This is a genomic window from Methylophaga sp. UBA3603, from assembly GCF_002375335.1.
In the GTDB taxonomy this organism is placed as follows: domain Bacteria; phylum Pseudomonadota; class Gammaproteobacteria; order Nitrosococcales; family Methylophagaceae; genus Methylophaga.
Genome location: NZ_DFMC01000006.1, coordinates 131011 through 156960, shown reverse-complemented (window position 1 = coordinate 156960; position 25950 = coordinate 131011). Strand labels below are relative to the sequence as shown.

The window sequence follows — 25950 nt, the reverse complement described above, 5'->3', positions numbered from 1 at the left end:
TTGCGTCGTGTTGGAAGCAATTTGTCTGGGCGGTCGTGACTAGGAATTAGTGATAACCACCTTTCACCTTGCCACGGAAAATATAGTATGACCAGGCGATATAGCCCAGTACAAACGGAATCACAAACAGGAACCCCAGCAACAGGAACAGTTGTGATTCATAGGCCGAGGCGGCATCCCATAGCGTGTAATCGGGTGGCACCAGATAAGGCCATTTACTGGCGAGCAGGCCGAGATAGGTGAATAAAAACAATCCCATGGTTGCCACAAACGGCATGCCTTCCTGTTGTTTTTTTACAGCGCGGAACACCAGAAAGGCACAGTAAAGCGCTAATATTGGCAATAACCAGATGATTGAAACGCCATTAAACCACCGGTTGAGTACGCCTTGATCAACAAACGGTGTGTATAAGCTGACAACACCAAACACCGCCAATACCGCTATCAACAAAATTGGGGTAATTTTGTATGCCCACTGTTGCAGTTCACCTTCCGTTTTCATAATCAGCCAGGTGCTGCCCAATAAGGCATAACCTGCGACCAGACCTAAGCCAGTAATAACAGTAAAGGGCGTTAACCAGTCCAATGCACCACCGACATACACAAAGTTACTGGTTTCAAACCCCTGAACATAGGCCCCGACCACAGCTCCCTGTGCAAATGCTGCCACAAACGAACCACCGGCAAAGGCCCAATCCCATAAGTATTTGGTGGTATTCGCCTTAAAGCGAAATTCAAACGCAACGCCACGGAAAATCAAGCCTGCCAACATCAAAAACACGCCTATATATAAGGCAGGCAGAAACACCGAATAAACCAGTGGAAAGGCAGCCAGTAATCCCGCACCGCCTAACACCAGCCAGGTTTCATTGCCGTCCCATACCGGTGCCACAGAGTTCATCATAATGTCGCGTGAATGATCATCCGGGGCGAAGGGATACAAAATGCCCTGCCCCAGATCAAATCCATCCATCAATACATACATCATTACCGCAAAGCCAATAATTCCGGCCCAGATAACTACTAAATCGAATGGCTGATCCATCACAGACCTCCTTCTAAATTGGCATTGGCAGCAGATATTGGCCGTTGAGCTTTTTCAACATCTGAATCAACATGTTCAGCCTTGGCCGTTTCCAGTCCGCCGCGAAATACTGTCATCAGATAAAACACCCCAGCACTGAACACCATGGCATACACTGCGATATAACCAATCAGCGTAAACAAAGCCATACCTCCAGTTAATGAAGGGGTTAACCCTTGCGCGTGAGTCATCTGTTCATATATCAACCACGGTGCCCGACCAGTTTCGGTCACGATCCAGCCCGATAACACGGCAATAAACGGTGACAGACTCATCACCCGCAAGCCATTGAGGAAGGTTCTGTTTTCCAGGTAGCGCCCGCCTCTGCGTAACCAGAGTCCTGCCAGGCCAAACAATACCATCAACATTCCCATTGCTACCATCACTCTAAAGGCCCAGAACACAATAAATACCGGTGGCTGTTTGTCCGGCGCCACTTCATTTAATCCAGGCACTTCACCATCCCATTCATGGGTCAGGATAAAGCTGGCCAGTTTAGGAATCTTAATTTCAAAAAGATTCTGCTGATTTTCCTGATCCGGCAAGGCAAAGAGCAACAAAGGCACACCGGTTCCGGTCTCCCAGTTACCTTCCATCGCCGCGACTTTCATTGGCTGGTGTTTCAAGGTATTCAAGCCATGGAAATCCCCCACCAACACTTGTGCAGGCGCCAGGATCAGAATCAACCACAAGGAAATTGAAAGTGCTTTTTTATTGGCTTCCAACTCCCGTTTTTGCATGATGAACCAGGCAGTTACCCCCGCGACTACAAATGAAGCCGTCAAAAATGACGCCAGTGCCATATGCATAAAGCGGTAACCAAAGGAAGGATTGAAAATTGAGTCGCGCCAGGACGCCACATAATAGAGCCCATCGCGAAGTACCAGTCCATCTGGTGTATGCATTAACGAATTAGCGGCGAGAATCCAGAAAGAAGAGATAAAGGTACCTAAGGCCACCATGATGGCCGCAAATAAATGCACGCCTTGTGGGACTTTATCCCGACCAAATAACAGCACACCAAGAAAGGCTGCTTCCAGAAAGAACGCTGTCACAACCTCATAACTGAGCACTGGCCCGAGGAAATTGGCGGTTGCGTAGGAAAAGTTACTCCAGTTGGTACCAAACTGGAATGACATCACTATGCCCGAGACCACGCCCATTCCGAATACCACGGCAAATACCTGAATCCAGAACTTCGACAATCGCTGCCAGATTGGATTACCGGTCTTAAATGACAACGCTTCCAATACAGCGATGAAACTTGCCAGGCCAATCGTAAAGACTGGGAATATGGCATGAAAACACACCACGAATGCAAACTGAATTCGTGACAGTATTAGCGGGTCGAGTTCCATGGTGCCTCCGTTTTTTTGGTCAGCTACAAAAGCCGGGAATGGCCTGTTTACTGACTACAAATATCATAGGAAGTGCGACACAAAAATGATTAAGATCAATTTTTTTGGAATTTCGATAAATAACCCTACTTAAACATAGGTTAAGCATTGTCAGAAATGAATTGTTTAAGATGAGACTTGTCACTTTTATAGAGTGCTTTATGTAAGCACATGAAGATTTATTGGCATTGGGATACTTTCTTTATCAGGATAACAACGATAGTCTGGTATACGAATTTACCGAATGAAATAACGTTTCATGTATCTCAGGAGGAAAGAATATGGAAGTAGAAATTCAAGATGAAAAACATACTGGTCGAGTTGCTGCAGTTTTTGGAGATAAAGACTCAGCGAATGCTGCAAAGCAAAAACTCGTCAATAATGGTATTTCGCCTACGGTCATCAATATCGTCAAACCTGAAGACAACAATATCAGCAAAAAAATCGAACCAGAAAGTCATGGTATTGCCAAAACCATAGTGAAATCACATGGCTGGTTGGGCCTTATTGGGATGATACTCGGTTTAATCATAGCAACTGCCCTGGTCATCAGTGGCCCCGAAATGACTCAGTCCAGTCCGTTATTCACTTATCTGGTTTTTATCTTTTTCGGTTTGACCTTTGGCATGATGATCGCCGGTGCTGTATCAATACGTCCCGATCATGATCCCTTAATTACCAAAACAGTTGAAGCCAGTCATGAAAATCATTGGACAGTGATTGTGCAAACCGATGATCATGAAGAAATTGATTTGATCAAAGACCTGCTGGAAGGATCAGCCATTTCCATCAGTGAAACATTTTGATTTTTCCGTCCACTTATTCAACCAACGAGTCGGTCCTTTCCGGCTCGTTGGGAATAATGCCCAGCAAATTTTTACCTAACAGCCTTTAAACAAAAAAATATTTTTTTTATTCACCAAATTGGATCTATTTCGGTGATCGCGCATGGCATCTTAGTTACCGCCTGATCATCCCAAAGTTATCCACATCTAATGCACAATTTATGTGCAACTTATCCCCTTGCTAAGTCTTTAAAAACACATTATCTTGTGGTTCAATCATGTTGCGACCACAATTTGTTGTGGTTTGCCGTTTTTTAAGTCTTACCACACAATGCAGGGAAAATCACTATGGCGAGCGAAGCAGAACACTACACCCAACCCTCCTCTGAAACCGGTTACAAAGTTATTCGTCGTAACGGCAAAGTCACTGAGTTCAATAGCAGCAAAATTGCTGTTGCGTTGACCAAGGCATTCTTAGCCGTTGAAGGTGAAGCAGCCAAAGATAGCCGACGTATTCATGAAACCGTTGCCGAACTTACCCGTCAGGTAAGTGAAAATCTGCTGCGACGTCTGGATGATGGCGGCACCGTACATATCGAAGATATTCAGGATCAGGTTGAACTTGCTTTGATGCGCGCCGGTGAATATAAAGTCGCCCGCTCCTATGTGGTTTATCGTGAACAGCAATCTCAAAAACGTGCTGAAGAAGAACGTAAACACCCGCAACCAGCCAATGAAAGCAAACTGCATGTCACGTTGAATGACGGCACTCGCCAGCCGTTAGACATCGACCGCCTGCGTAACCTGATTGATGAAGCCTGTGAAGGTCTGGCTCAAGTAGATAACGCTGCCATCCTGCGTGATACCCAACGCAATATCTTCGACGGTGTTTCTGAAAAAGACGTCGAAAAAGCACTGGTCATGTCTGCTCGTACCTTTATCGAAAAAGATCCTGCCTACAGCACCCTGGCTGCTCGCCTGCTGATGGACAGCATCCGTCGTGAAGCGTTGAGCTTTGTTTATCAAAGCCCACGCCAGGCATCACAAGGCGAAATGGCTGATCAATATAAAGATTACTTCAAGACTTACATTAAAACTGCTATTGAAAACGAACTGATTGATTCAGAACTGGCGTTATATGATCTGGAACGTCTGGGTAGTGCACTGAAACCAGAAAATGATTTCAGCTTTACTTACCTGGGTCTGCAAACTTTGTATGACCGTTACTTCATTCACTGCGATGGCACCCGTTTTGAATTACCACAAGCCTTTTATATGCGTGTGGCAATGGGTCTGGCCATTAATGAAATCGATCGTGAAGCCCGCGCTATTGAGTTCTACAACCTGCTGTCGTCTTTCGACTTTATGAGCTCAACGCCTACCCTGTTTAATGCTGGTACTTTACGTCCACAATTATCCTCTTGCTACCTGACAACAGTGCCGGATGACCTGAGCGGTATTTACAGCGCGATGCGTGATAACGCTCTGCTGTCTAAATATGCTGGTGGTCTGGGTAATGACTGGACTCGCGTCCGTGGTCTGGGTGCTCATATCAAAGGCACCAACGGTAAATCACAAGGTGTTGTACCGTTCCTGAAAGTGGCCAATGACACTGCCGTTGCAGTAAACCAGGGTGGTAAACGTAAAGGTGCAGTCTGTGCGTACCTTGAAACCTGGCACATCGACGTTGAAGAATTCCTGGATCTGCGTAAAAACACCGGTGATGATCGTCGTCGTACCCACGATATGAACACGGCCAACTGGATTCCTGACTTGTTCATGAAACGTGTTGCCGAAGAAGGTCAATGGACCTTGTTCTCACCAGAAGAAGTGCCAGATCTGCATGATCTGACCGGTCTGGCGTTTGAAAAAGCCTACGCTGAATACGAAGAAAAAGCGGCACGTGGTGAAATCCGTAACTTCAAAACCATGCCTGCCACTGACCTGTGGCGCAAAATGCTCGGCATGTTGTTTGAAACTGGCCACCCTTGGATTACCTTTAAAGATCCATGTAACCTGCGTAGCCCACAACAACATATCGGTGTGGTTCATAGCTCAAACCTGTGTACTGAAATCACCCTGAACACATCTGATCAGGAAATCGCGGTGTGTAACCTCGGTTCGATCAATATGGTTCAGCACATTGATGCCAACGGCAAACTGGATAAAGAAAAGCTCAACCGCACGGTAAAAACAGCGATGCGTATGCTGGATAACGTTATTGAGTATAACTATTACAGTGTGCCGCAAGCGCGTCATTCCAACCTGCTGCATCGCCCTGTCGGTCTGGGCATCATGGGCTTCCAGGATGCGTTATATAAACTGCGTATTCCTTACAGCACCGAAGAAGCGGTGAAATTCGCTGATGAATCCATGGAAGCGGTCAGCTACTACGCGATTGATGCGTCTTCTGATTTGGCTGCAGAACGTGGCAAATACAAATCCTATGAAGGCAGCTTGTGGAGCAAAGGCATTCTGCCGATTGATTCCATCAAGATCCTCAAAGAAGCACGTGGCGAATATCTGCAACAAGACGAAAGCAAAACCATGGATTGGGATGCACTGCGTGACAAGGTTAAACGTCAAGGCATGCGTAACTCCAACACCATGGCGATTGCACCGACTGCAACGATTTCAAACATCTGTGGTGTCAGCCAGTCAATTGAACCGACGTATCAGAACCTGTTCGTGAAATCGAACCTGTCCGGCGAGTTCACAGTCATCAACCCATACATGGTTGAAGATCTGAAAGCACGCGGCTTGTGGGATGACGTCATGATCAATGACCTCAAATACTACGATGGCAGCTTGCTGGCAATTGACCGTGTACCTGATGAACTGAAAGCGTTGTACACCACCGCATTTGAAATGGATGCACGCTGGTTGATTGAAGCCGCATCACGTCGTCAAAAATGGCTGGATCAAGCACAAAGCTTGAACCTGTACATGGCGGAACCATCCGGTAAGAAAATGGACAATCTATACAAACTGGCGTGGGTACGTGGCCTCAAAACTACTTATTACCTGCGTTCAATGGGCGCAACCGGTGCCGAGAAAACCAGCACCGCGCCAACCACAGCAACAACTGCTAAACCGACTGCACCACCCGTGTTAAAGCCGGTTGCCAAACAAGAAGATGACTTTATTTCAGGTGAAGGTATTGATGCACCGAAAGCCTGTTCAATCTTGGAACCAGACTGCGAGGCTTGCCAATAATGTTTAACTGGGATGATCCACTTGCCGAAAAACCGGCAACTGACAAAGTCGACAACGACCTGCTTCCTGTGTCTCAGCAAGCGGCCAATGAACTCGACACACCCGAGCCAACCTCGGCCAGTGTCAGTGAACTGCCGCCATCGAATGCCAAAGCTATTAATGCTGATGACAAACGTGTGGTGAATGGACAAGCTGATATCAATCAGCTTGCTCCATTCAAATATCCGTGGGCGTGGAATTACTTCTTAAACGCCAACAAAAACCACTGGACGCCACTCGATATCAACATGGCACAGGACGTTCACGACTACCGTCATAAACTGACGCTGGAAGAACGTCATGTCTATGAAAACGTGCTGTCATACCTGACCACCTCCGATATTCTCGCTATGCGTAATATCGGTCTGGCGGTGATGGAAAAAATGACTGCGCCGGAATTGCAGATTTATCAGGCACGTCAGGTGTATGAAGAAGCATTGCATACCTGGACCTACCAGCACTGCATCGAAACCATTGGTCTGGATCAAAGTGAAATCTACAACCGCTACCGCGTAGTGCCGGAGATTTACCAAAAGATCAAACTGGCCAATGAACGTCTGGACACCGTTATGCGTAGCGATATCGACCTGCGTGATAAAGACGAACTGGAAAACTTCGTCATGTCCTATGCGTTCTTCGCCGGCATTTTCGAAGGCAGCTGGTTCTATAACGGCTTCTCACCGATCTTTGCCCTGCAACGTCGTGGCCTGATGAAAGGTACTGGCGAACAGCTGCAATACATCATGCGTGATGAAGTCATGCACGCCTCCTTCGGTATTCGTGTTTGTAAACAAATCATCAAAGAAGAAAACGTCAAACTGGATCCTAAGAAAATCCAGCAGATGTTTGAAGAAGCTGATGCAGCCGAAGCAACCTATGGTGGTTATATCCTGCGTGACCCAATCCTGGGTTACTCAAAAGAAGCCCACCACGGCCAATTCCGCTACACCGCGAACCGCCGTGCCAAACAATTAGGCTTCGAAGAACCCTTCCCCGGTGCCGAAGCCACCCTCCCCTGGCTTGATGAACAAGCCAATATGAGGAAGGAGAAAAACTTCTTCGAAACCAAGGTCACCGAATATCAAACCGGTGGCGGTTTGAAATGGGATTAAAAGTGTGAAATTAAAAAGCCAGAATATGTAATTATTCTGGCTTTTTTTGTTATTGAGTTATTTTATGGCTAAAAATCAACAAGAACTCTTTTTCAATTTTCTTAATTTACATGAAAAAAACTCATCTAAATTTACTCTTAAAGATATTCTTGAAGCTACAACTTGGAAAAAATCAACTTTTACCTCATACGATTCAAAAGGTCAGTTATCTGATTTTATAAGTCCAGTTTCAAAGACGGAGTATGTTGCAACAAATACATTAAACATATCCTTAGTGGAATTTCAGAAAAAATTATCTCAGTCTAAAAATCGACGTGGCCTTGGTCATAACTGTCGATCTCTGCTGGCTAAAGCTCTTCTTAAAAAAAGCAGTGACAATATGTTACTAGCAATTGAACTCTATAATCGTCCCTCCTTAATTAATAAACTAGATAGTTTCAGCATGCTATTTTGTTGTGCATGGGAGCAGTTACTAAAGGCGATAATAATTGAGAAAGACGGAGAGCAAGCTATATATAAAAAGACCGATAAAGATGGGATAAAGAAAACTATCTCATTACGAGAATGCTTACCAAAAGTATTTAGTGTAGACAATAAAGTAAAACTTAATATTGAGGCGGTAACTGACTTAAGAGATCAAGCTGTTCATCTTTTAATGCCTGAACTTCAGGGAGTTGCTTCAAGAATATTTCAATCGGGAATATTAAATTATTCATCAAAATTTGAGGAATTTACAGAAGTACAATTCATAAATTCATCACAAGGTGGAATGATCTCATTAGTAGCCGATTTCAAAACCCCACCGTTATCAATAATGAAGTCAACATACGGCAAAGCTGCAGACGAAATTTTAGCATTAGCAGAAAAAATGAGTCAGTCGATTGATGATACAGATGATATGGATTTCGCTATCCCCTTAAATGTTGAACTTTCATTCACAAGAAAAAATAATGATGGCTCACAGATAATCCTTACTAAAGCAGATAGTGGTGCTGAAGGTTTGAAAAGAGCTTTAGTGATTCACAAATCTGTAGGTGCAGACAAAACACACCCTTATCTTGAAAAAGATGCAATCAAAAAAATACAAAATAAGCTGAACGAAAAATTCACAAAAGAAAAATTATGTAAGTGTCTAGTCAAGTTCAAGGATGAAGTTCCTGTATTCAACAGACATTGTTTTCAGTCTGTAATACATAAAGAAAAATGGAAAACTTCCAATAATGAATATCATCACTATGTTGAGAAGCTTAACGCACATCTCTATTCAGATGCTGCTGTCAACAAAGTTGTTGAAAAAATCACTCAGAATGATGAGTATTTGGGAAATGCTAAAGAAAAATATACTCAAAGAAATTAATTAAGCCCGTAGGTTGGGTTGAAGAATGAAAGCCAACGTTTTATAAATGAAATAACATTCTGAATTTGTTGGGTTTCACAAGCTCTACCCAACCTACAATTTTTATATTTAATAAATCTTTTTAATTTATATTATGAAACGCGTAATTTAAAACAGGAATACACATAGATGTGAAAGAGATACTCGCTGTATTATCAGCCCGTAGGTTGGGTTGAAGCATGAAACCCAACATTTTATAAATGAAATAACATTTTGGATTCGTTGGGTTTCGCAAGCTCTACCCAACCTACCCTACTAAAACTATACACACATTATTCGAAATAACTATTTATAAAATGGACTTAAAATGGAATCAAAACTTCCCATCCCAACGGATAATATCTACAAATTTTCAGCGACTTTTGGTTTGGCTTTAATGGCAATTTCTATGACATTATTGGTTTTAAATGGCCACCAGACAAATGAGATTATTTGGCAAAACGCTAATGCGATATATGAACTCCAAGCTGCCAAGGCTGATTTCAGTGATGAAAAACAAAAAATTCTTGAAAAAAAGATAGAAATCGCAGTAGAGAATAGAGATATTTTAAAATGGTTATTTGCTGTTTTATTTGCTATTGGTTTTTATGGTTCTCTGTATGGATTTCATAAATGGTATAAAAAAATTCAACCAATGCATGATGAAATTTTGGAGCTTCAGAGAAAAAAATTAGCTTTAGAGGTAAATATACTAGAAAAGGAAGATAATCCGTAACCCGGGTTGAAGAATGAAACCCAACATTTTATAAATGACATAACATTGCCGAATCGTTGGGTTTCGCAAGCTCTACCCAACCTACATTTATTTTTATAATCACATGGATGGTGATTGATGCAATATCGACGGGCTTTTGTTGCTGGTGGTACATATTTCTTTACGGTGAATCTGCTGGAACGAGATAAATCACTGTTGACTGATCATATCGATCTGTTAAAAACCGCATTTCGCAAAGTTAAACTCGCCCATCCTTTTGATATTGATGCGATCGTGGTATTGCCTGATCATCTTCATACTATCTGGACTTTACCTGAAAATGATTTTGACTTCGCCACACGCTGGCGATTGATTAAATCGCATTTTTCTCGCGGCCTACCCTCTACCGAACGAATCAATAATTCACGAAAACAAAAATCTGAACGTGGTATATGGCAACGCCGATATTGGGAGCATTTAATCCGTGATGATTTGGATTATGCTCGCCATGTTGATTACATTCATTACAATCCTGTGAAACATGGTTATGTCGATAAAGCGTTTGATTGGCCTTATTCCAGCATCCATAAATTTATTGAGAGGAACATGGGTTCGAGTGATTGGGGAGTTGGTAAAACGATAAATGATGTGGATATGGGGGAACGTTAATTGGTCAGGTGAGACTGCTAGCGTTATTCACTTTTATAAGAACAATTAAGCATTAAAAAAGCCCTGACAGCTTATGGCTGCCAGAGCTAATTAATTAACGCAAAAGCTCAATATTTATTCATAACGATAGTTATCCCCTACTAGGACTATCAATTTTAATATTGAGACTAAAAATTCTGCTCGATAGCATTTAACAATTTTAATAAAGCATCTAGACGCTGTTGTGGCTGTCTCATTTCAAGTATTTCTTGTTTTATTTTTGCTGGCATGTCGAATAAGCCGTTTACCATAAAGCTAAATTCAACAGCTGATAGGTTTTGCCATTTATCACTCGCCAGCATTTTTTGAAATTCGTCATTACCATGGCCAAGAACCAATAAACGCTGCATCAGCTTTTCATGACTTTGCCTTAATTTGATCAAGTCGCCATCTTCAATCGGTTCATCTTCAAACGGCTCACAAGCCCATATATAAAAAGGCAATTGCTGTCGCACTTGTTTTAGCTCTAGTCGTTTTTCAAGATGAACAATGACAGCCATACGGCCATCATCTAGTTCCTCTTGAAGCTCTACTTTGCCAGCAGAAAAAACGTCACAAGGCTTATAGGTAGATTGATTACTGTTAAGCGCTTCATCTCTTGTCTGCATCTGTGTCATGTTACGAACGATACCTTGGATATGACAAACGCCCATCATCACATCGTTCTCGATACAATATCTCACCATTTTTCTATAACGTGGCTCAAACACATGCAATGGAACGGGCACGCCAGGAAAATTAACTGATTCTGGTATCGGGAAAAGCGCTACTTCTATCATAGGGTCAACAGTTCCTGCCTATAGTCTTAAAGGTGACATAGTAGCAAACGTCCTTGCAACAGTGTTTCCATTAAACCCGCTTTTGGTCGCAAGTTGCTAAATTACATCTAGCTAAAAACACCCAAACCTAATCGATTCCAATCTGTTGTCTCTCAGGCTACCTGATGACTAATTATTCATTGGCTTATATGGGCCAGTACCCAGTCCTCAGATTCGTCGGGTGTCCAGAATGTCAGACGAATACCTGTTGCTGAAAATCTTCGCTAGCAAGGTAGTTTGGGCTGAGGCACGAAGCCAAACATTTCAAATATGACAAAAAATCCCATCATAAACTAAAATTACAAATCCCTTGTTGAGCTTCATAAATTCAACCCAACCTACATTTCTTCATATCATGGAGATTTACTGTTTGATCTTTCTAACACATCGCGAACATTAGGATTGAAACCCGTTTCATGCTTTTCTCTCACTTTGATTTGATGTCTGGTGTTGTTTGACGACGTCCTTTTTAAAAAGACGGTAAACCCAAAGGAAAAAATATGGCCCAAAGAACACCACAAAGAAAGTGGTCGTCATGATACCGCCGAGAACACCGATAGAGATCGCATTCTGAGCTCCTGAACCGGGGCCGGAAGCAAAAGCCAATGGCAACACACCTAGTATAAAAGTAAGAGACGTCATCAAAATGGGCCTAAACCGCTGTTGTGCTGCTTGATAAGCCGCATCGAAAGCCGTTTGACCCTCTTCAAAGTTGTTTTTCGCAAACTCAACAATCAATATGGCGTTTTTAGCAGCAAGCCCGATAGTAATTAACAGTCCAACTTGAAAATAAACATCATTAGCCTGTCCAGTGCTCCATGTTGCCAGTACGGCACCTAAAATACCCAGAGGCACGGTTAGGATAATAGCAACCGGTATAGCCCAACTTTCATAAAGCGCCGCCAGGATGAAAAAAACGGCCAAAGCGGATACCAGATAAAGTAAAAGTGTATTGGTGCCTGCCTCCTTTTCTTCATAGGACAGACCTGTCCATGCCACCTCCAGCCCATCAGGAAGTTTTTCAGCTATTTTTAAAACCTCCTGCAATGCTTTACCCGAACTCACTCCTTGAGAAGTGGACCCTTGTATTTCTCTTGAGGCTGCACCATTAAAGCGTGTCAATTTAGGTGATCCATAAGTCCATTCACCTGTGGCAACTTCTACAAGCTGTACCATATCGCCATTTTTATTTCGTACGTACCAGTCATCAATATCTTCAGGCAACATTCGGAAAGGTATGTCACCTTGCACATAAACGCGTTTTATACGCCCGTTTTCTAAAAAATCATTCACGTAAGTCCCACCGAGTGCGGTGCTCAACGTCTGATTGACAGTGCTTATAGGAACACCAAGAGCACGTGACTTGATGTTATCAATCGTTAGATCATATTGGGGACTGTCGGATAATCCGTTAAAACGAACCTGCGTCAAAAATGGACTTTGATTGGCCATGCCTAAAAACTGATTGGTTGCATTAACAAGCGCTTGATGGCCTAGTCCCGCGCGATCAACAAGTTGAAACTCAAAGCCACCGGAATTACCAAGCGCACTGACCGGTGGCGGCACCAGAGGAAAAATCATCGCATCACGGACTTTAGATAAAGACTGTGCTGCACGGTTTTTTATATTAAAAACACTATTTTCTTCACCCCGCTCTTCCCAACTTTTCATTTTGATAAAGGCGATACCTACATTTTGTGCTTGTCCTGAAAAGCTAAAACCTGCAGCGGCAAAAAGACCGTCTACGGCGTCCCCAGCCTCTTCAAGGTAGAAATCTTCTATAGCCTTAACTTTTTCGACTGTTTGTTCAAGTGAAGAACTGGGCGGCCCGTTTAACAGTGTAAACATTCGGCCCTGATCTTCATCGGGGAGAAAGGATGTCGGGATACGAAGGAAAGTTAAGACGGCGATAATAATAAGTACTAAAAACAATGCTGGTAAGACAAATCGATTCTCAAGCAATACGTCCAACATGTTTTTGTGACCTCGACGTAAAGCTTCAAAGCCATGATTGAATGATGCAAAAACGCCTTTATCTTTTTTTGCTTTTCTGGATTTTAAAATCACCCCGCAAAGAGAGGGTGACAAGGTCAATGCTATAAAAAGCGATATTGCCATAGCGACTGAGATAGTCACCGAAAACTGGCGGTATATCACACCCACCGAGCCCTCAAAAAAACTCATGGGTAAAAAAACAGCCCAGATAACCGCCGTAGTGCCGATAAGGGCTCCGGAAAGCTCCTTCATAGCCGATTTTGTGGCTTCCTTTGGGTCACGTTCAGGATCTTTTTCTAATTTACTTTCTACATTTTCTGTTACCACAATTGCATCATCGACCAGCATACCGATTGCAAGAACCAGTGCAAAAAGCGTCAGAACATTGATCGAATAACCGAGTATGAAGATAGCCCCGAAGGTTCCAAGCAGAACGATGGGAATAGCAATTGCTGGAATAAATGTCGCACGAAAATTTTGTAGAAATATGAAGATAACAAGAATAACCAAACCGATGGCCATGAAAAGCGTTTTCACCACATTAACGATCGATGTTTCAATAAAAGTTGAGACATCAATGGGATAAATCACTTCAAGATCGGCAGGAATAATATTATCGAAGTCTTTTATACGGTCCTTGATGCTTTGAATCGTCACCAGTGCATTAGCGCCGGGAGCAAGCTGGACAGCGATACCGGATGCTGGTTGCCGGTTCCAACGTCCGATAATATTATAATTCTCGGCCCCGATTTCAATTCGGGCCACATCTCCTAATGTGACTCTTGAGCCATCCTCGAGAACGGTTAATAAAATGGCTTCAAACTGTTCTGGAGAAGAGAGCAGAGATTGCGACGTAATGGTGGCATTAATCTGCTGCCCTTTTGCTTGTGGTGCGCCGCCTATTTCGCCTGTGGCAAGCTGAACATTTTGATCTTGTATGGCATCAATAATATCCAGCGCGGTAATATTGAAATTATTCATACTTCGCGGATCGAGCCAGATCCGCATGGCATGTTCAGAACCAAAGCTCTGAATTTGACCAACGCCGTCAACGCGGCTCAAAGGTTCTTCAATATTTGATGCCAAAAAATCGGATATATCATTCCGACTCATTGCCCCTTCTTTGGAATAAAAGCCGATGATCAGCGCTTCACTATTACCACCTTTTTCAACAGGAACACCTAACTGCTGAACAATCGTAGGCAAGGACGATAACGCTTTAGAGACTTTGTTTTGGGTTTGTACCTGAGCGATATCCGGGTCAGTTCCAGGCTCAAAGGTTAGCGTAATGGTGGCACTGCCAGAGGAAGAGCTTTGCGCTTGTATATAACGAAGATTGTCGATTCCAGTCAGGTTTTGTTCGATAATCTGCGTAACGGTATTCTCAAGTGTTTCAGCCGAAGCCCCGGGATATGTGGCAGTAATAGATACTTTAGGCGGCGCAATGTTGGGGTATTGTTCAATCGGCAACTGAAACAGCGAAAATAAACCAAACCCTATGATGAAAAGCGCGATAACCCAGGTAAAAATTGGGCGGCCTATAAAAAAGCGTGAGAACATTTCTAGCGGTTCTCAACTTTATTCTGCTGTCGCTGCCCTACCTTGATGTTTGGGGCCATCGGGGGTGGCGCTTCATCTTTAAGAGAATTCGGTGCAACTTCGAGATTCATGTCCTCATATCCAACATCGATTGGTTCAGGTTTTACCAAGACTCCCTCACGTAACATCATCGTCCCCTCTACAATCAAACGATCCCCGCTTTCTAGCCCATTAAGAACAATCCAATTATTTCCATAGGCCGCCCCTGTGGTTACAGGAGTTTTGGCAGCTTTATTCTCAGTATCAATAACCCAAACACTTTTCCTACCCTCAGCATCTATTACAACGCTTTTTTGAGGAACCACGATCTGTTTTGTACGGCCAATCTCTTCTATGGAGGCCCAGACAAACATACCCGGCAACAGGATAGTGTCTGGATTATCAAACACAGACCGCAATCGTATTGAAGCAGTCTGTATATCAACAGAAACATCCGTTGAGTCTAAAGTGCCCTTGTGTGGGTATTTTTGTGTTGCATTATTCAGATAAAGATAAACTTCATATTCAGATTGAGATTCTTTATTCAGCCGTGCAGCAGATAAACGCTCCTGTAAATCCCGTACCTCTGATGCAGACTGTGACAAATCCACGTAAACAGGGTCAAGCTGACGTACAGTCGCCAGTGGAACGCTTTGCTGAGAGGTAACGAGCGCACCTTTTGTAATGCTGGACGGACTTATATAACCGCTTATTGGTGCGTATACGCGCGTGTAGTCTAAATTGATTTTTGCACTTCTAACTTCAGCTTCTGCTTGGCTTACAGCAGCCTGAGCTTGAGCAAGGCTGGCCAGTGCATTGTCATACTCTTGCTGGCTGACTGCATTTGAAGTGATCAGCGTTTCATATCGATTTACCAGGTTTTGGGCATTTTCTCTTCGCGCTTTAGCATCTTGCAGATTAGCCTTGGCCATTTGGTAATCAGCTTCATAGCGAGCGGCATCAATCTGATAAAGCTGCTGTCCCTCTTCTACATATGATCCCTCTTTGAATAATCGCGACTGAATGATGCCACTGACTTGTGGCCTGATTTCAGCGACCTGATAAGACACTACACGACCAGGAAGCTGATTCGTGTGTTGTATCCGTACTGGCTTAATTTCGACAAAGCCCACGTCAATAGCCTGTTGACTCATTCCGCCCTGTTGTGATGCGTTCTGTTGATTATTGTCCTGGTTATCATCACATGCCGACAATGAGATAATAAGTGCAAAAATGGCAAGAACAGACAAAAATCTAACGTTCATAGCAAAGATATTCAGCAAGCATTTCTAATCAAGTACTCCATTAATGTTGATTTAACTCAGAAACAGTAAATGCTTTTAAATCACATGGATGGAAATGAATATGACTGTCAGTAGTCAGCGTAAAAAACTCATCCCTTGAACTTAAAAGAGGGCCAATCCTTATTGAAAGGATATGCCAAACAGCAGGCCCCCTTTAGTCCTATCAGATTGTTGTTAACCACCAAACTTTTCGTTTTCGCCAATATTCGGCGTGGTATGTTTGATATTGGCTTTAGCAAACTCATAAAGCTGGAAGGCTTTATTCTCTTTTGCCATCCAGTGTTCGCCCATTTCAATTTTAACTTCCAGTAAGGCGACATCTGGGTCGTCTTTACCTTCAGGGAACCAAGCAGCAATAAATGGATTCCAGTATTTGTCGATCAGTGTTTGATCATCTGACACCCGAGCACTGCCCGACAGTGAGACATATACACCTTTGTCCTGATCAGAAAAGGTCAGGCAGACATCATGGTCACGATCCGTTTCGCTAACCTTCTCAGCACTGCGACGAGTATAGAACCAAAGAGTGCCATCATAGGCATCCTGAACTAGGTGCATTGGCCTGGCACGTGGCATGTCGCCATCGAGTGTGACTAACATGCCGACTTTAATATCTTTTATCATTCCCCAAATTTTTTCCTTATGTTCAGGACTAGACATAATGCAAACCTCCTAATGGAACACTATAAATAAAAATACAGCGATTACACCGCTGCTTTTGATATATCAATGACGCTTTACCATTTTTTTGAATAAAGTGATAAATCAGCTTTACACAAAAAAATTTTCTTTCTTGTAATAGTGATAACAAATAGCCCGGAAGGTTCCGGGCTATTAAAGAACTCATTGTTTCTAATGCTTAATTAAATATCCATCCAGCCAGCGTTTTTAGCCTCGTTCCATTCTTTTTCCTCAATATCACCGCTGTTATTTCCGTCGTAATGGCGATAAAGGCCTTCATGAAATTCATTTTCAGATAGTTGTCCATCTCCATCTTGATCCCATGATTCATAAATTAAATTGTATTCATCATGCTGACTCCATTCATCTTCGCTCAATTGGTTGTCATCATTCACATCCCAGTCGTCGAAAACACCACGTTCGCTTACACGATCAATAAATTCATTTTGATCTAAACTTCCGGTAACTTCGTTATCCGGCGTACAAGCTAAAAGGCTGACACTGCCCAATGCGAATATAAATGCCATTGTCAGTTTGTTTTTTCGGAAAAAAACTGTATTTGAATTAAGAAATTTCATACGATTTATCCTTTAAATTTGTTTTGAAGTAGGAAAAGTAAACATATTTATAAAAGTGACAAGTCAAAGACTTGAGTTTCGTCTTGACTGTCGGACTTTTCCTGGCGTTTATTACACTCGATATTCATAGCCATAATGAGCGTATACCTCATCCCGAAAGGCTTCATCAGCCATATTCGGCCAGTTGTCTTTATCAAAACCGGGAGCGTTTTCTAATGTGTCTTTATCCACATTCAAGATGAGACATTCTTCTTGTGTATCAACCGCTATGGCTTGCGGTGGAATGGCAAAAAGCTTATCACCCATCCCTAAAATTCCACCGAATGATAAGACGTAATATTGGACCTGGCCACGTTCGGTATTAATCATGATGTCCTTAACATTCCCCAGATCTTCACCCTGAGCATTTTTAACCTTGTCACCTTCAAGTGACGATGCAGATAAAACTATATTGTTGAATTTCATATCCATTCTCCGTTTTATTAGTTTTATGGGTTAATTACACCGATTTTTAAAATCACGTTGTGTTTTTGTGTTGCTTATAAACCTTGTGACGCTGTTGCTTTATTTAACGCATCAATGAGCCATGCTTCGGCATATTCCAACGCTAACGCGTAATCAAACATTGCGCCCTCCTCCATAAGTCTCCTAAACTCAACTTGGAGCTCTTCCTTATCCGGGCTTTCTTTTTTCATGGTCTGTAAATAAGCATAAGCAGCCGCCAGCTCTTCCGGTGAGCTTGACTCTGTGCCGCCACTATCGATGATCTGAACCACCTCTTCGATAGATTTTGCTTGTTTAAGCGCTTCGGGAATCATAATTTCTCCTTTCGGTATCTAACCTGACAATTTCACAGATTAAATTACGTATAAATGAAATAAAGTACATTTATTAACTTGATGTTTTTATTTATATTATTTTCTCTCTAAGCAAGGGAAAGAAAAACCCAAAGTACCTCCAATCCTCCTTACTCTCATCAATGTAATTATTGAGTGAGAAAGCAGAAACTGAAGACACTTTATATTGAGTTAAAACTGAGTTTGGAATTAATCTCCAAGTTGCTCTTCGAGTTCGTTTGCCATCTGTAAATGTTCTCGTAAAATGGGCAGTTTTTCGCGTGCAAATGCACGGATTGCATCATTGTCTGAATGGCTTGCACGTTCAAACAGCTCAATAGTCTCTTCGTGAGCATTGATTTGATTTTCGATGTAAGCGTCGTCGAATGATTCATCATTTCTAATGCTTAGCATCATGGCTTTAGCCATATCCATCAGTGTCGGATCGTCAGCGACTTCCAGATCTTGTTGTCTTGCGATGTCTCTCAGTTCGTTATTTGCTTTTGTATGATCTTCTATCATCCGATTAGCAAACTCATGAATTTGGGCTGTTCCTTCATCCAGAGCCATACGTGCTGTTTCAATCTCAGCAATTCCTTTCGCAGAAGCTGTTTCAACGAAATCTTCAACATCAACTGGATCTCTCGTCATATCATCCTCCCAATCAGGATTTGGTTCATTCGCAGCGTTTTCGGCTGCTATAGCACTGATAGTATTTTCATCGGGTATCTCAACTTCACTTTCGTCAGCTTGGAGCTGTGCCGTTGAAAGCCCCAAAGTCGCTAAAATTGCAACGTTAAAGAGTTTGTTTTTCATATAAATTCTCCATTTCATTTGAAACGCTCCCCCATCTTTAAGTGAAAAGAGAGGGCTTTCCTAAAGTTGTAAGTATTTAGCAGGGGAATATTTATGAAACTGCATACAAATTAGGCATTCCCCCCGATTTAAATAAGATAAGGGGTATTACTATGCTTAACGCAATATGAATGCCAACACTAATATTGACAGCCCAATTGAGTTATTAAGCAGCTTATGGAAAATATAATATGAGTATAAATAGGCAGTTAAGGAGATGAATAAACTTGCTCACTTAACTTGAAATCGTTTTGACTGACGTTGTTTTTTCTATTTATTAATAAAAAGTGAAAAGAAAATTCAGAGAGATATGAATTTTTTACAACCGATATAACGTAATTGCTTCATGAATCGTCACTATCACCGTAGCCTTCCTGACGGACTGGTTTTACAGAGCTACAGACATTTTTGTTATTTGGGCTTAGATGAGCATTAACAAGGCTGGTTTCTCTATCTTGATCATGCCGGATGAAAGGGCAATTTAAAGTTCGCGCCCAAATGCGCTGTGCAAATCCTTGTTCCTAATAGGCTAAAGCCACTATTCGAAATGGGTCATGTCTTTTGTTGTTGCAACTGCCAAAGCTTAGCGTAGACCTCATCCAGCTTTAACAAGGATTCATGGGTTCCTTGCTCAACAATTTGCCCATGTTGCATGACGACAATGACATCGGCATCCACTACAGTAGACAGTCGATGTGCAATCACCAGGCTGGTCTGCCCCTTTGAAATGTCGCGAATGGCCTCCTGAATAATACGTTCAGAATGACTGTCCAGCGATGAGGTTGCTTCATCAAACATCAATATAGGCGGACGTTTTAAAATCGTGCGGGCAATGGCTACACGTTGTTTTTCACCGCCACTTAGCTTTAAGCCCCGTTCTCCGACCAGAGTATTTAAACCGTCTGGCAATTCAGTAATAAAGTCTTCTAAATGGGCCAGTTTTATGGCTTGTTCTACTTCGGCATCAGTGGCATCAATACGACCATATCGGACATTCTCACCCAGTGTTGTATTAAACAAAACGGTATCCTGGGGCACGATACCAATTGCCTGGCGTAACGAGGCCTGTGTGACATCGCGAATATCCTGACCATCAATACGAATGCTGCCGCTTTGAATATCATAGAAACGAAACAACAACTTTATTAAAGTGGACTTGCCCGCCCCACTGCTGCCGACCACCGCGACTTTTTGTTTTGGCAGCACCTTAAAACTGAACTCGTTCAAGATCGGCAATCGGTCACTGTAACCAAAATTCACCGCATCAAACTCAATGGCGCCATCCGAAATGACTAACGGCTTGGCCTCCGGTTTATCGTTAATCTGTGGGGATTTATCTAATAACGCAAACATCCGCTCAATATTGGTCATTGAGCTTTTCAACTCACGATAAACGAAGCCTAAAAAGCCCAACGGGATAAACAGCTGCATGGTGAAAGCGTTGATTAAGACAAAATCACCCAGCGTGATTTGTCCCGCAATGACCTGAGAGGCTGCCAGCACCGTCATGGCTGTCATCGCGGAGGCAATAATCAGCGCCTGTCCACCATTTAATAAAAATAAGGACAACCGATTTTTACGCCGAGCCTGTTCCCATTTAGCTAATTCGTCATCATAGCGGTTGGCTTCAAAATCCTCATTACCAAAAAATTTGACGGTTTCGTAATTCAATAAACTATCAATAGCACGAGTATTACTAGTGGAGTCAGCTTGATTCGCTTCACGAACAAATGTCAGCCGCCAATTGGTCACTAACACTGAAAATGCCACATAACTGACCACTGCCAGCAATGTTATCCATGCAAAGCCGACATGATAGTTAAGTAACAAAATACCAATCACCAACACCATTTCCAACGCTGTCGGCACGATATTAAAGACCATGACCCGCAGTAAAAACCCCACCCCGGTAACACCGCGCTCAATGTCGCGTGACAAACCTCCCGTACGTCGATTTAAATGAAAGTCGAGTTCTAAAGCATGAAGATGTTGAAAGACCTTAAGTCCGATACGGCGCATTGCTCGCTCGGTAACCCGACCAAACACCGTATCGCGAAGCTCGTTAAATAAGGTTGTGGAAAGGCGTGCAACGCCATAAGCCAGTAATAAACCGAGTGGCAGCGCAAGCATCTTATCCGGTAACTGGTTACTATCAAGACCATCCACGATATGTTTTAGAATGAATGGCACCACAATAGTCGCTAGCTTGGCCGCCACAAGACTCAACATCGCGATGACAATACGACCACGATATTCGATAAGATACGGCCATAACGATTTTAGGGTTTTCCAGCTTAGTCTTGCCGGTTCTGCGTCTGGTGGGGGAGACAACGATCGCAATAGACATCCTTTTAATGGTGTAAGTGTTTGGAAAACACCTGAGATAAATTGAGAACGATAATGTTATCGCCTTTTACCGTGCGTATGACCTGTCTCTCCCCGGATCTATCCCAAACACTCCCTGCAAAGCACAATTAAGCATGCTGCAAAGATATTGCTAGAAAAAGTTAATCCGTGATGATTTAGATGATCTAAGACTTATTGATTGCATTCATAACAATCGAGCGAAAAAGATGCATGTCGATAGAACGGTTGAGTAGCCTTTTGCATTATCCATCACTTAATTACATAAAGGCATGTTTTCTAATAGTAAATGCATTTTGAAAAGAAGCTTGTTTCAATGCGTGTAAAAAGAATGATTTGTTAAGCTTAGTGGCTTATCCAATACGACCAAAATGCCTCACATTTCAAGTTCATGCTCAAAGTCGTTACAATCGATGAGTGCGAACAAACATGCTGCTTTACACACTGAATTCGCAGTAATAAATCAACTCGATAACATCATTTCTAGGGATAGTATGGAACATAAAATCTTATCGTCTGGCGCAAAGGCGCTTGAAGTAAATCTTGATGCTATCCGTTATGGTTCTTTTGCAGAAATTGGGGCTGGCCAAGAAGTTGTTCGCTGGTTCTTTAGAGTCGGTGGTGCTGCAGGCACGATTGCTAAAAGTATCTCGGCATACGATATGAAAGTAAGCGACGATATTTATGGCAAAGCGTCACGTTATGTATCTCGTGAACGTCTGGAAGACATGCTGGATCATGAATATCACTTAATCGTGGAATGTTTAAGCGAGCAACGTGGCGATAACACGGCTTTTTTCGCTTTTGCTGATACCGTATCAGCACGTAACTATCACGGAACCAATGAATGCCATGGTTGGTTGGGTATTCGTTTTCAGACGCAACCTCATGCTGCACATAGCGAAATCATTATTCATGTCCGTATGTTGGACCATGAAAATGCTTTGCAACAAGAAGCACTGGGCATTCTGGGTGTGAACCTGGTACATGGTGCATTTCATTTAAGCCATAACCCTGACTTATTGGTGAAATCACTGCTGGATAATCTAACCACGGATCGTATTGAAGTCGATATGATTGATTTTCATGGTGATGCTTTCTTGCATGTTGATAACCGTGTTATCAGTTTGAGACTGGTACAACTTGGCTTGAGTGATGCCGCGATGTTTTCGGCTGATGGCCGAGTGCTTCAACCCTCAGAGCATTTACGTAAGAAGAATGTATTAGTCGAAAGAGGTCGGTTCCGTCCGGTGACCCACGTCAATATTGATATGCTCAATGCTGCCAGAAAACAGTTTGAAGCCGAGGATGACTCGTCTCCGGAAGAAACCGTTTCCATTATGGAAATCACCATGCATAACCTGCTTGATGGCAATGACAGCATCGATCTGGAAGATTTTATTAGTCGAGCAGATGTGTTGGAGGCCACAGGACACACGGTCATGATTTCGGACTATCCAGAGTACTATCGCTTGGCAACCTATTTATCGCGTTACACCAATCGCCGCATCGGGCTGACGATGGGAGCGCATAGTTTGATTGAGTTGTTTCATGATCACTATTACACCACGTTACATGGTGGGATTCTGGAAGGTTTTGGCCGGTTATTTAAGAATAACGTCAAACTCTATATTTATCCTTTCAAAGACGCTGAAACAAACACGTTATTCAAAGTCGATAATCTCCAGGTCGATGAAAAACAGACGTATCTGTATGAGTATCTGAAAAAGGGTAATCACATCGAACAAATCGAACAGTTCAATGAAGATTACCTGCACATTTTTTCGCCGGATGTCTTGAAAATGATCACCAGCAACGAGCCCGGCTGGGAAAAATTAGTTCCTGATGTGGTCGCTGAAAAAATTAAAGCCCAGCAACTGTTTGGTTATAAACCTGCAGATTAGAGGGTGATTGCAAAACCAGGCTTGGTTAGGTTGAGGGGAAACTCCACACTGGCGTCTTTCACTCAACCTGCGTTGGTCTTTCGTTAAGATTTTACCTTTCGATAATGTTTGGCGACCTTCGCTCAATTACCACAGGTATCCATACGGCACCATCTCCGTTTATGGCTGCGTGAGTTATCCACAAACATCTAAACACAATCTGGATTTAAGGTTCGCTGCTCACTCGCTATGTCGAGGGCACTGAAGGGTATAAAAAAGATGAAGAAGATCTGGATTATAACCTGCTGAATACAGGACACTTTGCGCTTGAGGAGGAAGGTCCGTTTATCATTGATAAAATTAAGGCGTTTTTATCCTCACGAAATATTCAATAATCTCTGAAGGATGTTTAATTGTAATGACTTGAGCAGGTGTTTCGCCTGCCCAATTTTTTAGTAGTTGAATAAATTCTCACTATTTCGTCGAGATGATGTTACTAAGACATTTTCTCGAAAGCATATTGGTGCGCACTGGTTTCAATCTTGAGAGAGACTAGTTGATGTTCAGTTCGACTTTAACAAACCAGAAGCCAACGTCAGAAATGCATCTACCGCTTTGCTTGATGCAGCATGGGGATCCTCTGCATTGGCGATCCATAAGGAGGCGCCAAACAAGGCTCCATTAATCAGACGGGCCATCGCCAAAGAGTCAACTTCTTTCAAGATGCCTTCCTCCATCAGCTTTTCAATACTGAGCTGCGTACTACGAATACAACAATTTTTACGCGGCCACTGCGAAGGATCGCCTAATACAGCGGGACCATCTAAAAGCATGATGCGCTGTATCTCAGGTTCACATGCCATATTCAGATAGGCGATCGAACCATTAATAAAGGCATCCCACGTGGTTGGGGCTTGCGACTTTATCGCTGACAGCCGCGTCGTCATTTCATCTTCAATCTGTTGAATGACAGCTTTCAGTAATCCTTTCTTACCGCCGAAATGATGATAAAGCGCACCGCGTGTCAAGCCAGCTTCTGCCGTAAGATCGTCCATGCAACTCTCCGCGAATCCATGTTGAGCAAAAGATTCTCTCGCAGATTTAATGAGCTTAGCCTGGGTTTCGGCAATCATATCTTCACGTTTTTGCGGCATCATTTTCTCCAAATTTTACATACGTAATGCATGTTAGTTGACATACAACACGTATGCGAAATACTATACATGACATACGTCGCGTATGAGCAAGTATTTCCATACTTACGTTAAGGCAATTATACCTACCTTACATTTGCCTTCTGACATACGTATCGTATGTAAAGTTGCGGGATCAGAAATTTGCTGGAACCCCCATTTCTAAATAACACCAAGGAGAACCACATGATAAGTACAAGAAACACGTTAAGACTGTTTTTGTTGGGTAGCATCGCTGCAATGGTGCTGTCCGCATGTGGCAATCCGCAAGCGGCTAATCAGGCTGAAGCACCCGCGGCACCAGCAGTAAGCGTCGCCCAGGTGGTGAGTGAGCGAATTACCGAATGGGATGAGTTTACTGGTCGATTGCAAGCACCGGAAACGGTCAATGTTGTGCCTCGTGTATCAGGTTATATCGAACAGATACATTTCACAGAAGGTGCTTTAGTCAATAAGGGCGATTTATTAGTACAAATTGATCCACAACCGTTTGCTGCTGAAGTCGCCAGACTTAAAGCCGACTTACAAAGTGCTGAAAGCGCTTTAGCATTGGCTGAAACCGAATATAACCGGGCAAAGAAACTTAGTAGTGCGCGCGCTATTTCGGATGAACTGCTGGACACCCGTCAGGCACGTAAACAGCAAACATCGGCAAGCGTTGCATCGGTTAAAGCTGCCCTGCATCGTGCCCAACTGGATTTAAGTTACACCCGCATTACCGCTCCTATCAGTGGCAGAGTGTCTTATGCCCAGATAACAGCGGGTAATTTCGTTACCGCAGGTCAAAGCCAGTTAACCAGTCTGGTGTCGACCGACAAAATGTACGCTTATTTTGATGTTGATGAGCAAAGCTACTTGAAATACCAGCGTCTGACAGAAGCCGGCAAACGGGCTGATACCCGCGATGCCACAGCCAATCCTGTTTATATGGCGTTGGCCGATGACAGCAGTTACCAACATATTGGCAATATTGATTTTGTCGACAATAGCGTAAATCAGCAAACCGGCTCTATACGGATTCGTGCCAGTTTCCCCAACACTGACGATCGACTTTTACCAGGCTTATTTGCCCGTATCAAACTGGTCGGCAGTGACTCATATAAAGGCATCCTGATTGATGAAAAAGCCATCGGTACGGATTTAAACAACAAGTTTGTGTTGGTCGTGAATGCTGATAATCAATTGGAGTACCGCGCAGTCAAGCTTGGTGAAAAGGTAAATGGTCTGCGAATTGTGCGTGAAGGTTTATCCGCAAACGACAAAATTGTGGTGAATGGCTTACAACGCGTAATGCCCAATATTCAGATCGAACCCAAATTAGTGGATATGGCAACCAAAGAGCAATTAGCGGGTTTGCGTAAGGCTCAACAGTTGTTGGATAAAACCAGCACCTCACTGGCTGCAGAATCTGACAGCTCAGCAGATCAAGGATAA

General features: G+C 42.9%; 21 protein-coding genes. 8 read left to right on the top strand and 13 right to left on the bottom strand.

Annotated elements, in window-relative coordinates:
* Positions 1-46: 46 nt before the first annotated feature.
* Both cydB and B4F66_RS03205 read right to left on the bottom strand, forming a co-directional pair.
* The gene (cydB, locus tag B4F66_RS03210; RefSeq protein ID WP_292356929.1) at positions 47-1045 is read right to left on the bottom strand and encodes a cytochrome d ubiquinol oxidase subunit II; all 999 of its coding nucleotides are present in this window, start codon (positions 1043-1045) and stop codon (positions 47-49) included.
* Positions 1045-2442, bottom strand: a complete 1398-nt coding sequence (locus B4F66_RS03205) for a cytochrome ubiquinol oxidase subunit I (RefSeq protein WP_292356931.1) — start codon at positions 2440-2442, stop codon at positions 1045-1047. Before B4F66_RS03205 ends, cydB begins: the two co-directional genes overlap by 1 nt.
* A 320-nt stretch (positions 2443-2762) precedes the next feature.
* On the opposite strand from B4F66_RS03205, the gene B4F66_RS03200 reads away from it, so the two are divergent.
* The 6 genes from B4F66_RS03200 (at position 2763) to B4F66_RS03175 (ending at position 10392) form a co-directional block, all read left to right on the top strand.
* A complete protein-coding gene (locus B4F66_RS03200; protein ID WP_292356933.1) occupies positions 2763-3287 on the top strand; it encodes a hypothetical protein in 525 nt (174 codons plus the stop codon).
* Positions 3288-3614: 327 nt separating this feature from the next.
* Positions 3615-6482 carry a ribonucleoside-diphosphate reductase subunit alpha gene (locus B4F66_RS03195; protein ID WP_292356935.1) on the top strand — a complete coding sequence of 956 codons (2868 nt, stop codon included), beginning with the start codon at positions 3615-3617 and terminating at the stop codon, positions 6480-6482.
* A complete protein-coding gene (locus B4F66_RS03190) occupies positions 6482-7633 on the top strand; it encodes a ribonucleotide-diphosphate reductase subunit beta (RefSeq protein ID WP_292356936.1) in 1152 nt (383 codons plus the stop codon). Before B4F66_RS03195 ends, B4F66_RS03190 begins: the two co-directional genes overlap by 1 nt.
* 64 nt (positions 7634-7697) lie before the next feature.
* Positions 7698-8990 carry a DUF3644 domain-containing protein gene (locus B4F66_RS03185; RefSeq protein ID WP_292356937.1) on the top strand — a complete coding sequence of 431 codons (1293 nt, stop codon included), beginning with the start codon at positions 7698-7700 and terminating at the stop codon, positions 8988-8990.
* Positions 8991-9336: 346 nt separating this feature from the next.
* Positions 9337-9744, top strand: coding sequence for a hypothetical protein (locus B4F66_RS03180; protein WP_292356938.1), 408 nt, complete (start codon positions 9337-9339; stop codon positions 9742-9744).
* Between the two features lie 117 nt (positions 9745-9861).
* The gene (locus tag B4F66_RS03175) at positions 9862-10392 is read left to right on the top strand and encodes an REP-associated tyrosine transposase (protein ID WP_292356940.1); all 531 of its coding nucleotides are present in this window, start codon (positions 9862-9864) and stop codon (positions 10390-10392) included.
* Between the two features lie 167 nt (positions 10393-10559).
* Here the strand turns inward: B4F66_RS03175 and B4F66_RS03170 are convergent, their stop codons facing one another.
* The 9 genes from B4F66_RS03170 to B4F66_RS03130 form a co-directional block, all read right to left on the bottom strand.
* Positions 10560-11210 (bottom strand): LON peptidase substrate-binding domain-containing protein, encoded by a 651-nt coding sequence (locus tag B4F66_RS03170; protein WP_292356942.1) that lies wholly within the window; start codon positions 11208-11210, stop codon positions 10560-10562.
* Positions 11211-11663: 453 nt separating this feature from the next.
* Positions 11664-14804 carry an efflux RND transporter permease subunit gene (locus B4F66_RS03165; RefSeq protein ID WP_292356944.1) on the bottom strand — a complete coding sequence of 1047 codons (3141 nt, stop codon included), beginning with the start codon at positions 14802-14804 and terminating at the stop codon, positions 11664-11666.
* Positions 14805-14806: 2 nt separating this feature from the next.
* Positions 14807-16105: an efflux RND transporter periplasmic adaptor subunit gene (locus B4F66_RS03160; protein WP_292411635.1), complete on the bottom strand. Its 1299-nt coding sequence runs from the start codon at positions 16103-16105 to the stop codon at positions 14807-14809.
* Positions 16106-16300: 195 nt separating this feature from the next.
* Positions 16301-16786 (bottom strand): pyridoxamine 5'-phosphate oxidase family protein, encoded by a 486-nt coding sequence (locus B4F66_RS03155; RefSeq protein ID WP_292356948.1) that lies wholly within the window; start codon positions 16784-16786, stop codon positions 16301-16303.
* Between the two features lie 203 nt (positions 16787-16989).
* Complete coding sequence (locus B4F66_RS03150) at positions 16990-17385, bottom strand: EF-hand domain-containing protein (protein WP_292356949.1); 396 nt, start codon at positions 17383-17385, stop codon at positions 16990-16992.
* 111 nt (positions 17386-17496) lie between these two features.
* Positions 17497-17850 (bottom strand): PRC-barrel domain-containing protein, encoded by a 354-nt coding sequence (locus B4F66_RS03145; RefSeq protein ID WP_292356950.1) that lies wholly within the window; start codon positions 17848-17850, stop codon positions 17497-17499.
* A gap of 74 nt (positions 17851-17924) precedes the next feature.
* On the bottom strand, positions 17925-18203 hold the full coding sequence (locus B4F66_RS03140) for a hypothetical protein (protein ID WP_292356952.1): 279 nt from the start codon (positions 18201-18203) through the stop codon (positions 17925-17927).
* Between the two features lie 228 nt (positions 18204-18431).
* Positions 18432-19037: a DUF4142 domain-containing protein gene (locus B4F66_RS03135; protein ID WP_292356954.1), complete on the bottom strand. Its 606-nt coding sequence runs from the start codon at positions 19035-19037 to the stop codon at positions 18432-18434.
* A gap of 591 nt (positions 19038-19628) precedes the next feature.
* Positions 19629-21416, bottom strand: a complete 1788-nt coding sequence (locus B4F66_RS03130; protein ID WP_292356956.1) for an ABCB family ABC transporter ATP-binding protein/permease — start codon at positions 21414-21416, stop codon at positions 19629-19631.
* A gap of 518 nt (positions 21417-21934) precedes the next feature.
* Between B4F66_RS03130 and B4F66_RS03125 the strand changes: the two genes are divergently transcribed.
* A complete protein-coding gene (locus tag B4F66_RS03125) occupies positions 21935-23344 on the top strand; it encodes a TonB-dependent receptor (protein WP_292356957.1) in 1410 nt (469 codons plus the stop codon).
* Positions 23345-23466: 122 nt separating this feature from the next.
* On the opposite strand, the gene B4F66_RS14375 is transcribed toward B4F66_RS03125, so the two are convergent.
* Together B4F66_RS14375 and B4F66_RS03120 are read right to left on the bottom strand one after the other, a co-directional pair.
* Entirely contained in the window at positions 23467-23532 is a 66-nt protein-coding gene (locus B4F66_RS14375) for a CGNR zinc finger domain-containing protein (RefSeq protein WP_366652729.1), read from the bottom strand.
* 354 nt (positions 23533-23886) lie between these two features.
* Positions 23887-24480 (bottom strand): TetR/AcrR family transcriptional regulator, encoded by a 594-nt coding sequence (locus B4F66_RS03120; RefSeq protein WP_292411637.1) that lies wholly within the window; start codon positions 24478-24480, stop codon positions 23887-23889.
* A gap of 222 nt (positions 24481-24702) precedes the next feature.
* Here B4F66_RS03120 and B4F66_RS03115 point away from each other — a divergent pair, with 222 nt between their 5' ends.
* Positions 24703-25950: an efflux RND transporter periplasmic adaptor subunit gene (locus B4F66_RS03115; RefSeq protein WP_292356960.1), complete on the top strand. Its 1248-nt coding sequence runs from the start codon at positions 24703-24705 to the stop codon at positions 25948-25950.

Bases quoted from the DNA above. Each gene is read 5' to 3' on its own strand.
- cydB (WP_292356929.1), bottom strand. From the start codon at position 1,045: ATGGATCAGCCATTCGATTTAGTAGTTATCTGGGCCGGAATTATTGGC.
- B4F66_RS03205 (WP_292356931.1), bottom strand. From the start codon at position 2,442: ATGGAACTCGACCCGCTAATACTGTCACGAATTCAGTTTGCATTCGTG.
- B4F66_RS03200 (WP_292356933.1), top strand. From the start codon at position 2,763: ATGGAAGTAGAAATTCAAGATGAAAAACATACTGGTCGAGTTGCTGCA.
- B4F66_RS03195 (WP_292356935.1), top strand. From the start codon at position 3,615: ATGGCGAGCGAAGCAGAACACTACACCCAACCCTCCTCTGAAACCGGT.
- B4F66_RS03190 (WP_292356936.1), top strand. From the start codon at position 6,482: ATGTTTAACTGGGATGATCCACTTGCCGAAAAACCGGCAACTGACAAA.
- B4F66_RS03185 (WP_292356937.1), top strand. From the start codon at position 7,698: ATGGCTAAAAATCAACAAGAACTCTTTTTCAATTTTCTTAATTTACAT.
- B4F66_RS03180 (WP_292356938.1), top strand. From the start codon at position 9,337: ATGGAATCAAAACTTCCCATCCCAACGGATAATATCTACAAATTTTCA.
- B4F66_RS03175 (WP_292356940.1), top strand. From the start codon at position 9,862: ATGCAATATCGACGGGCTTTTGTTGCTGGTGGTACATATTTCTTTACG.
- B4F66_RS03170 (WP_292356942.1), bottom strand. From the start codon at position 11,210: ATGATAGAAGTAGCGCTTTTCCCGATACCAGAATCAGTTAATTTTCCT.
- B4F66_RS03165 (WP_292356944.1), bottom strand. From the start codon at position 14,804: ATGTTCTCACGCTTTTTTATAGGCCGCCCAATTTTTACCTGGGTTATC.
- B4F66_RS03155 (WP_292356948.1), bottom strand. From the start codon at position 16,786: ATGTCTAGTCCTGAACATAAGGAAAAAATTTGGGGAATGATAAAAGAT.
- B4F66_RS03150 (WP_292356949.1), bottom strand. From the start codon at position 17,385: ATGAAATTTCTTAATTCAAATACAGTTTTTTTCCGAAAAAACAAACTG.
- B4F66_RS03145 (WP_292356950.1), bottom strand. From the start codon at position 17,850: ATGAAATTCAACAATATAGTTTTATCTGCATCGTCACTTGAAGGTGAC.
- B4F66_RS03140 (WP_292356952.1), bottom strand. From the start codon at position 18,203: ATGATTCCCGAAGCGCTTAAACAAGCAAAATCTATCGAAGAGGTGGTT.
- B4F66_RS03135 (WP_292356954.1), bottom strand. From the start codon at position 19,037: ATGAAAAACAAACTCTTTAACGTTGCAATTTTAGCGACTTTGGGGCTT.
- B4F66_RS03125 (WP_292356957.1), top strand. From the start codon at position 21,935: ATGGAACATAAAATCTTATCGTCTGGCGCAAAGGCGCTTGAAGTAAAT.
- B4F66_RS03120 (WP_292411637.1), bottom strand. From the start codon at position 24,480: ATGATGCCGCAAAAACGTGAAGATATGATTGCCGAAACCCAGGCTAAG.
- B4F66_RS03115 (WP_292356960.1), top strand. From the start codon at position 24,703: ATGATAAGTACAAGAAACACGTTAAGACTGTTTTTGTTGGGTAGCATC.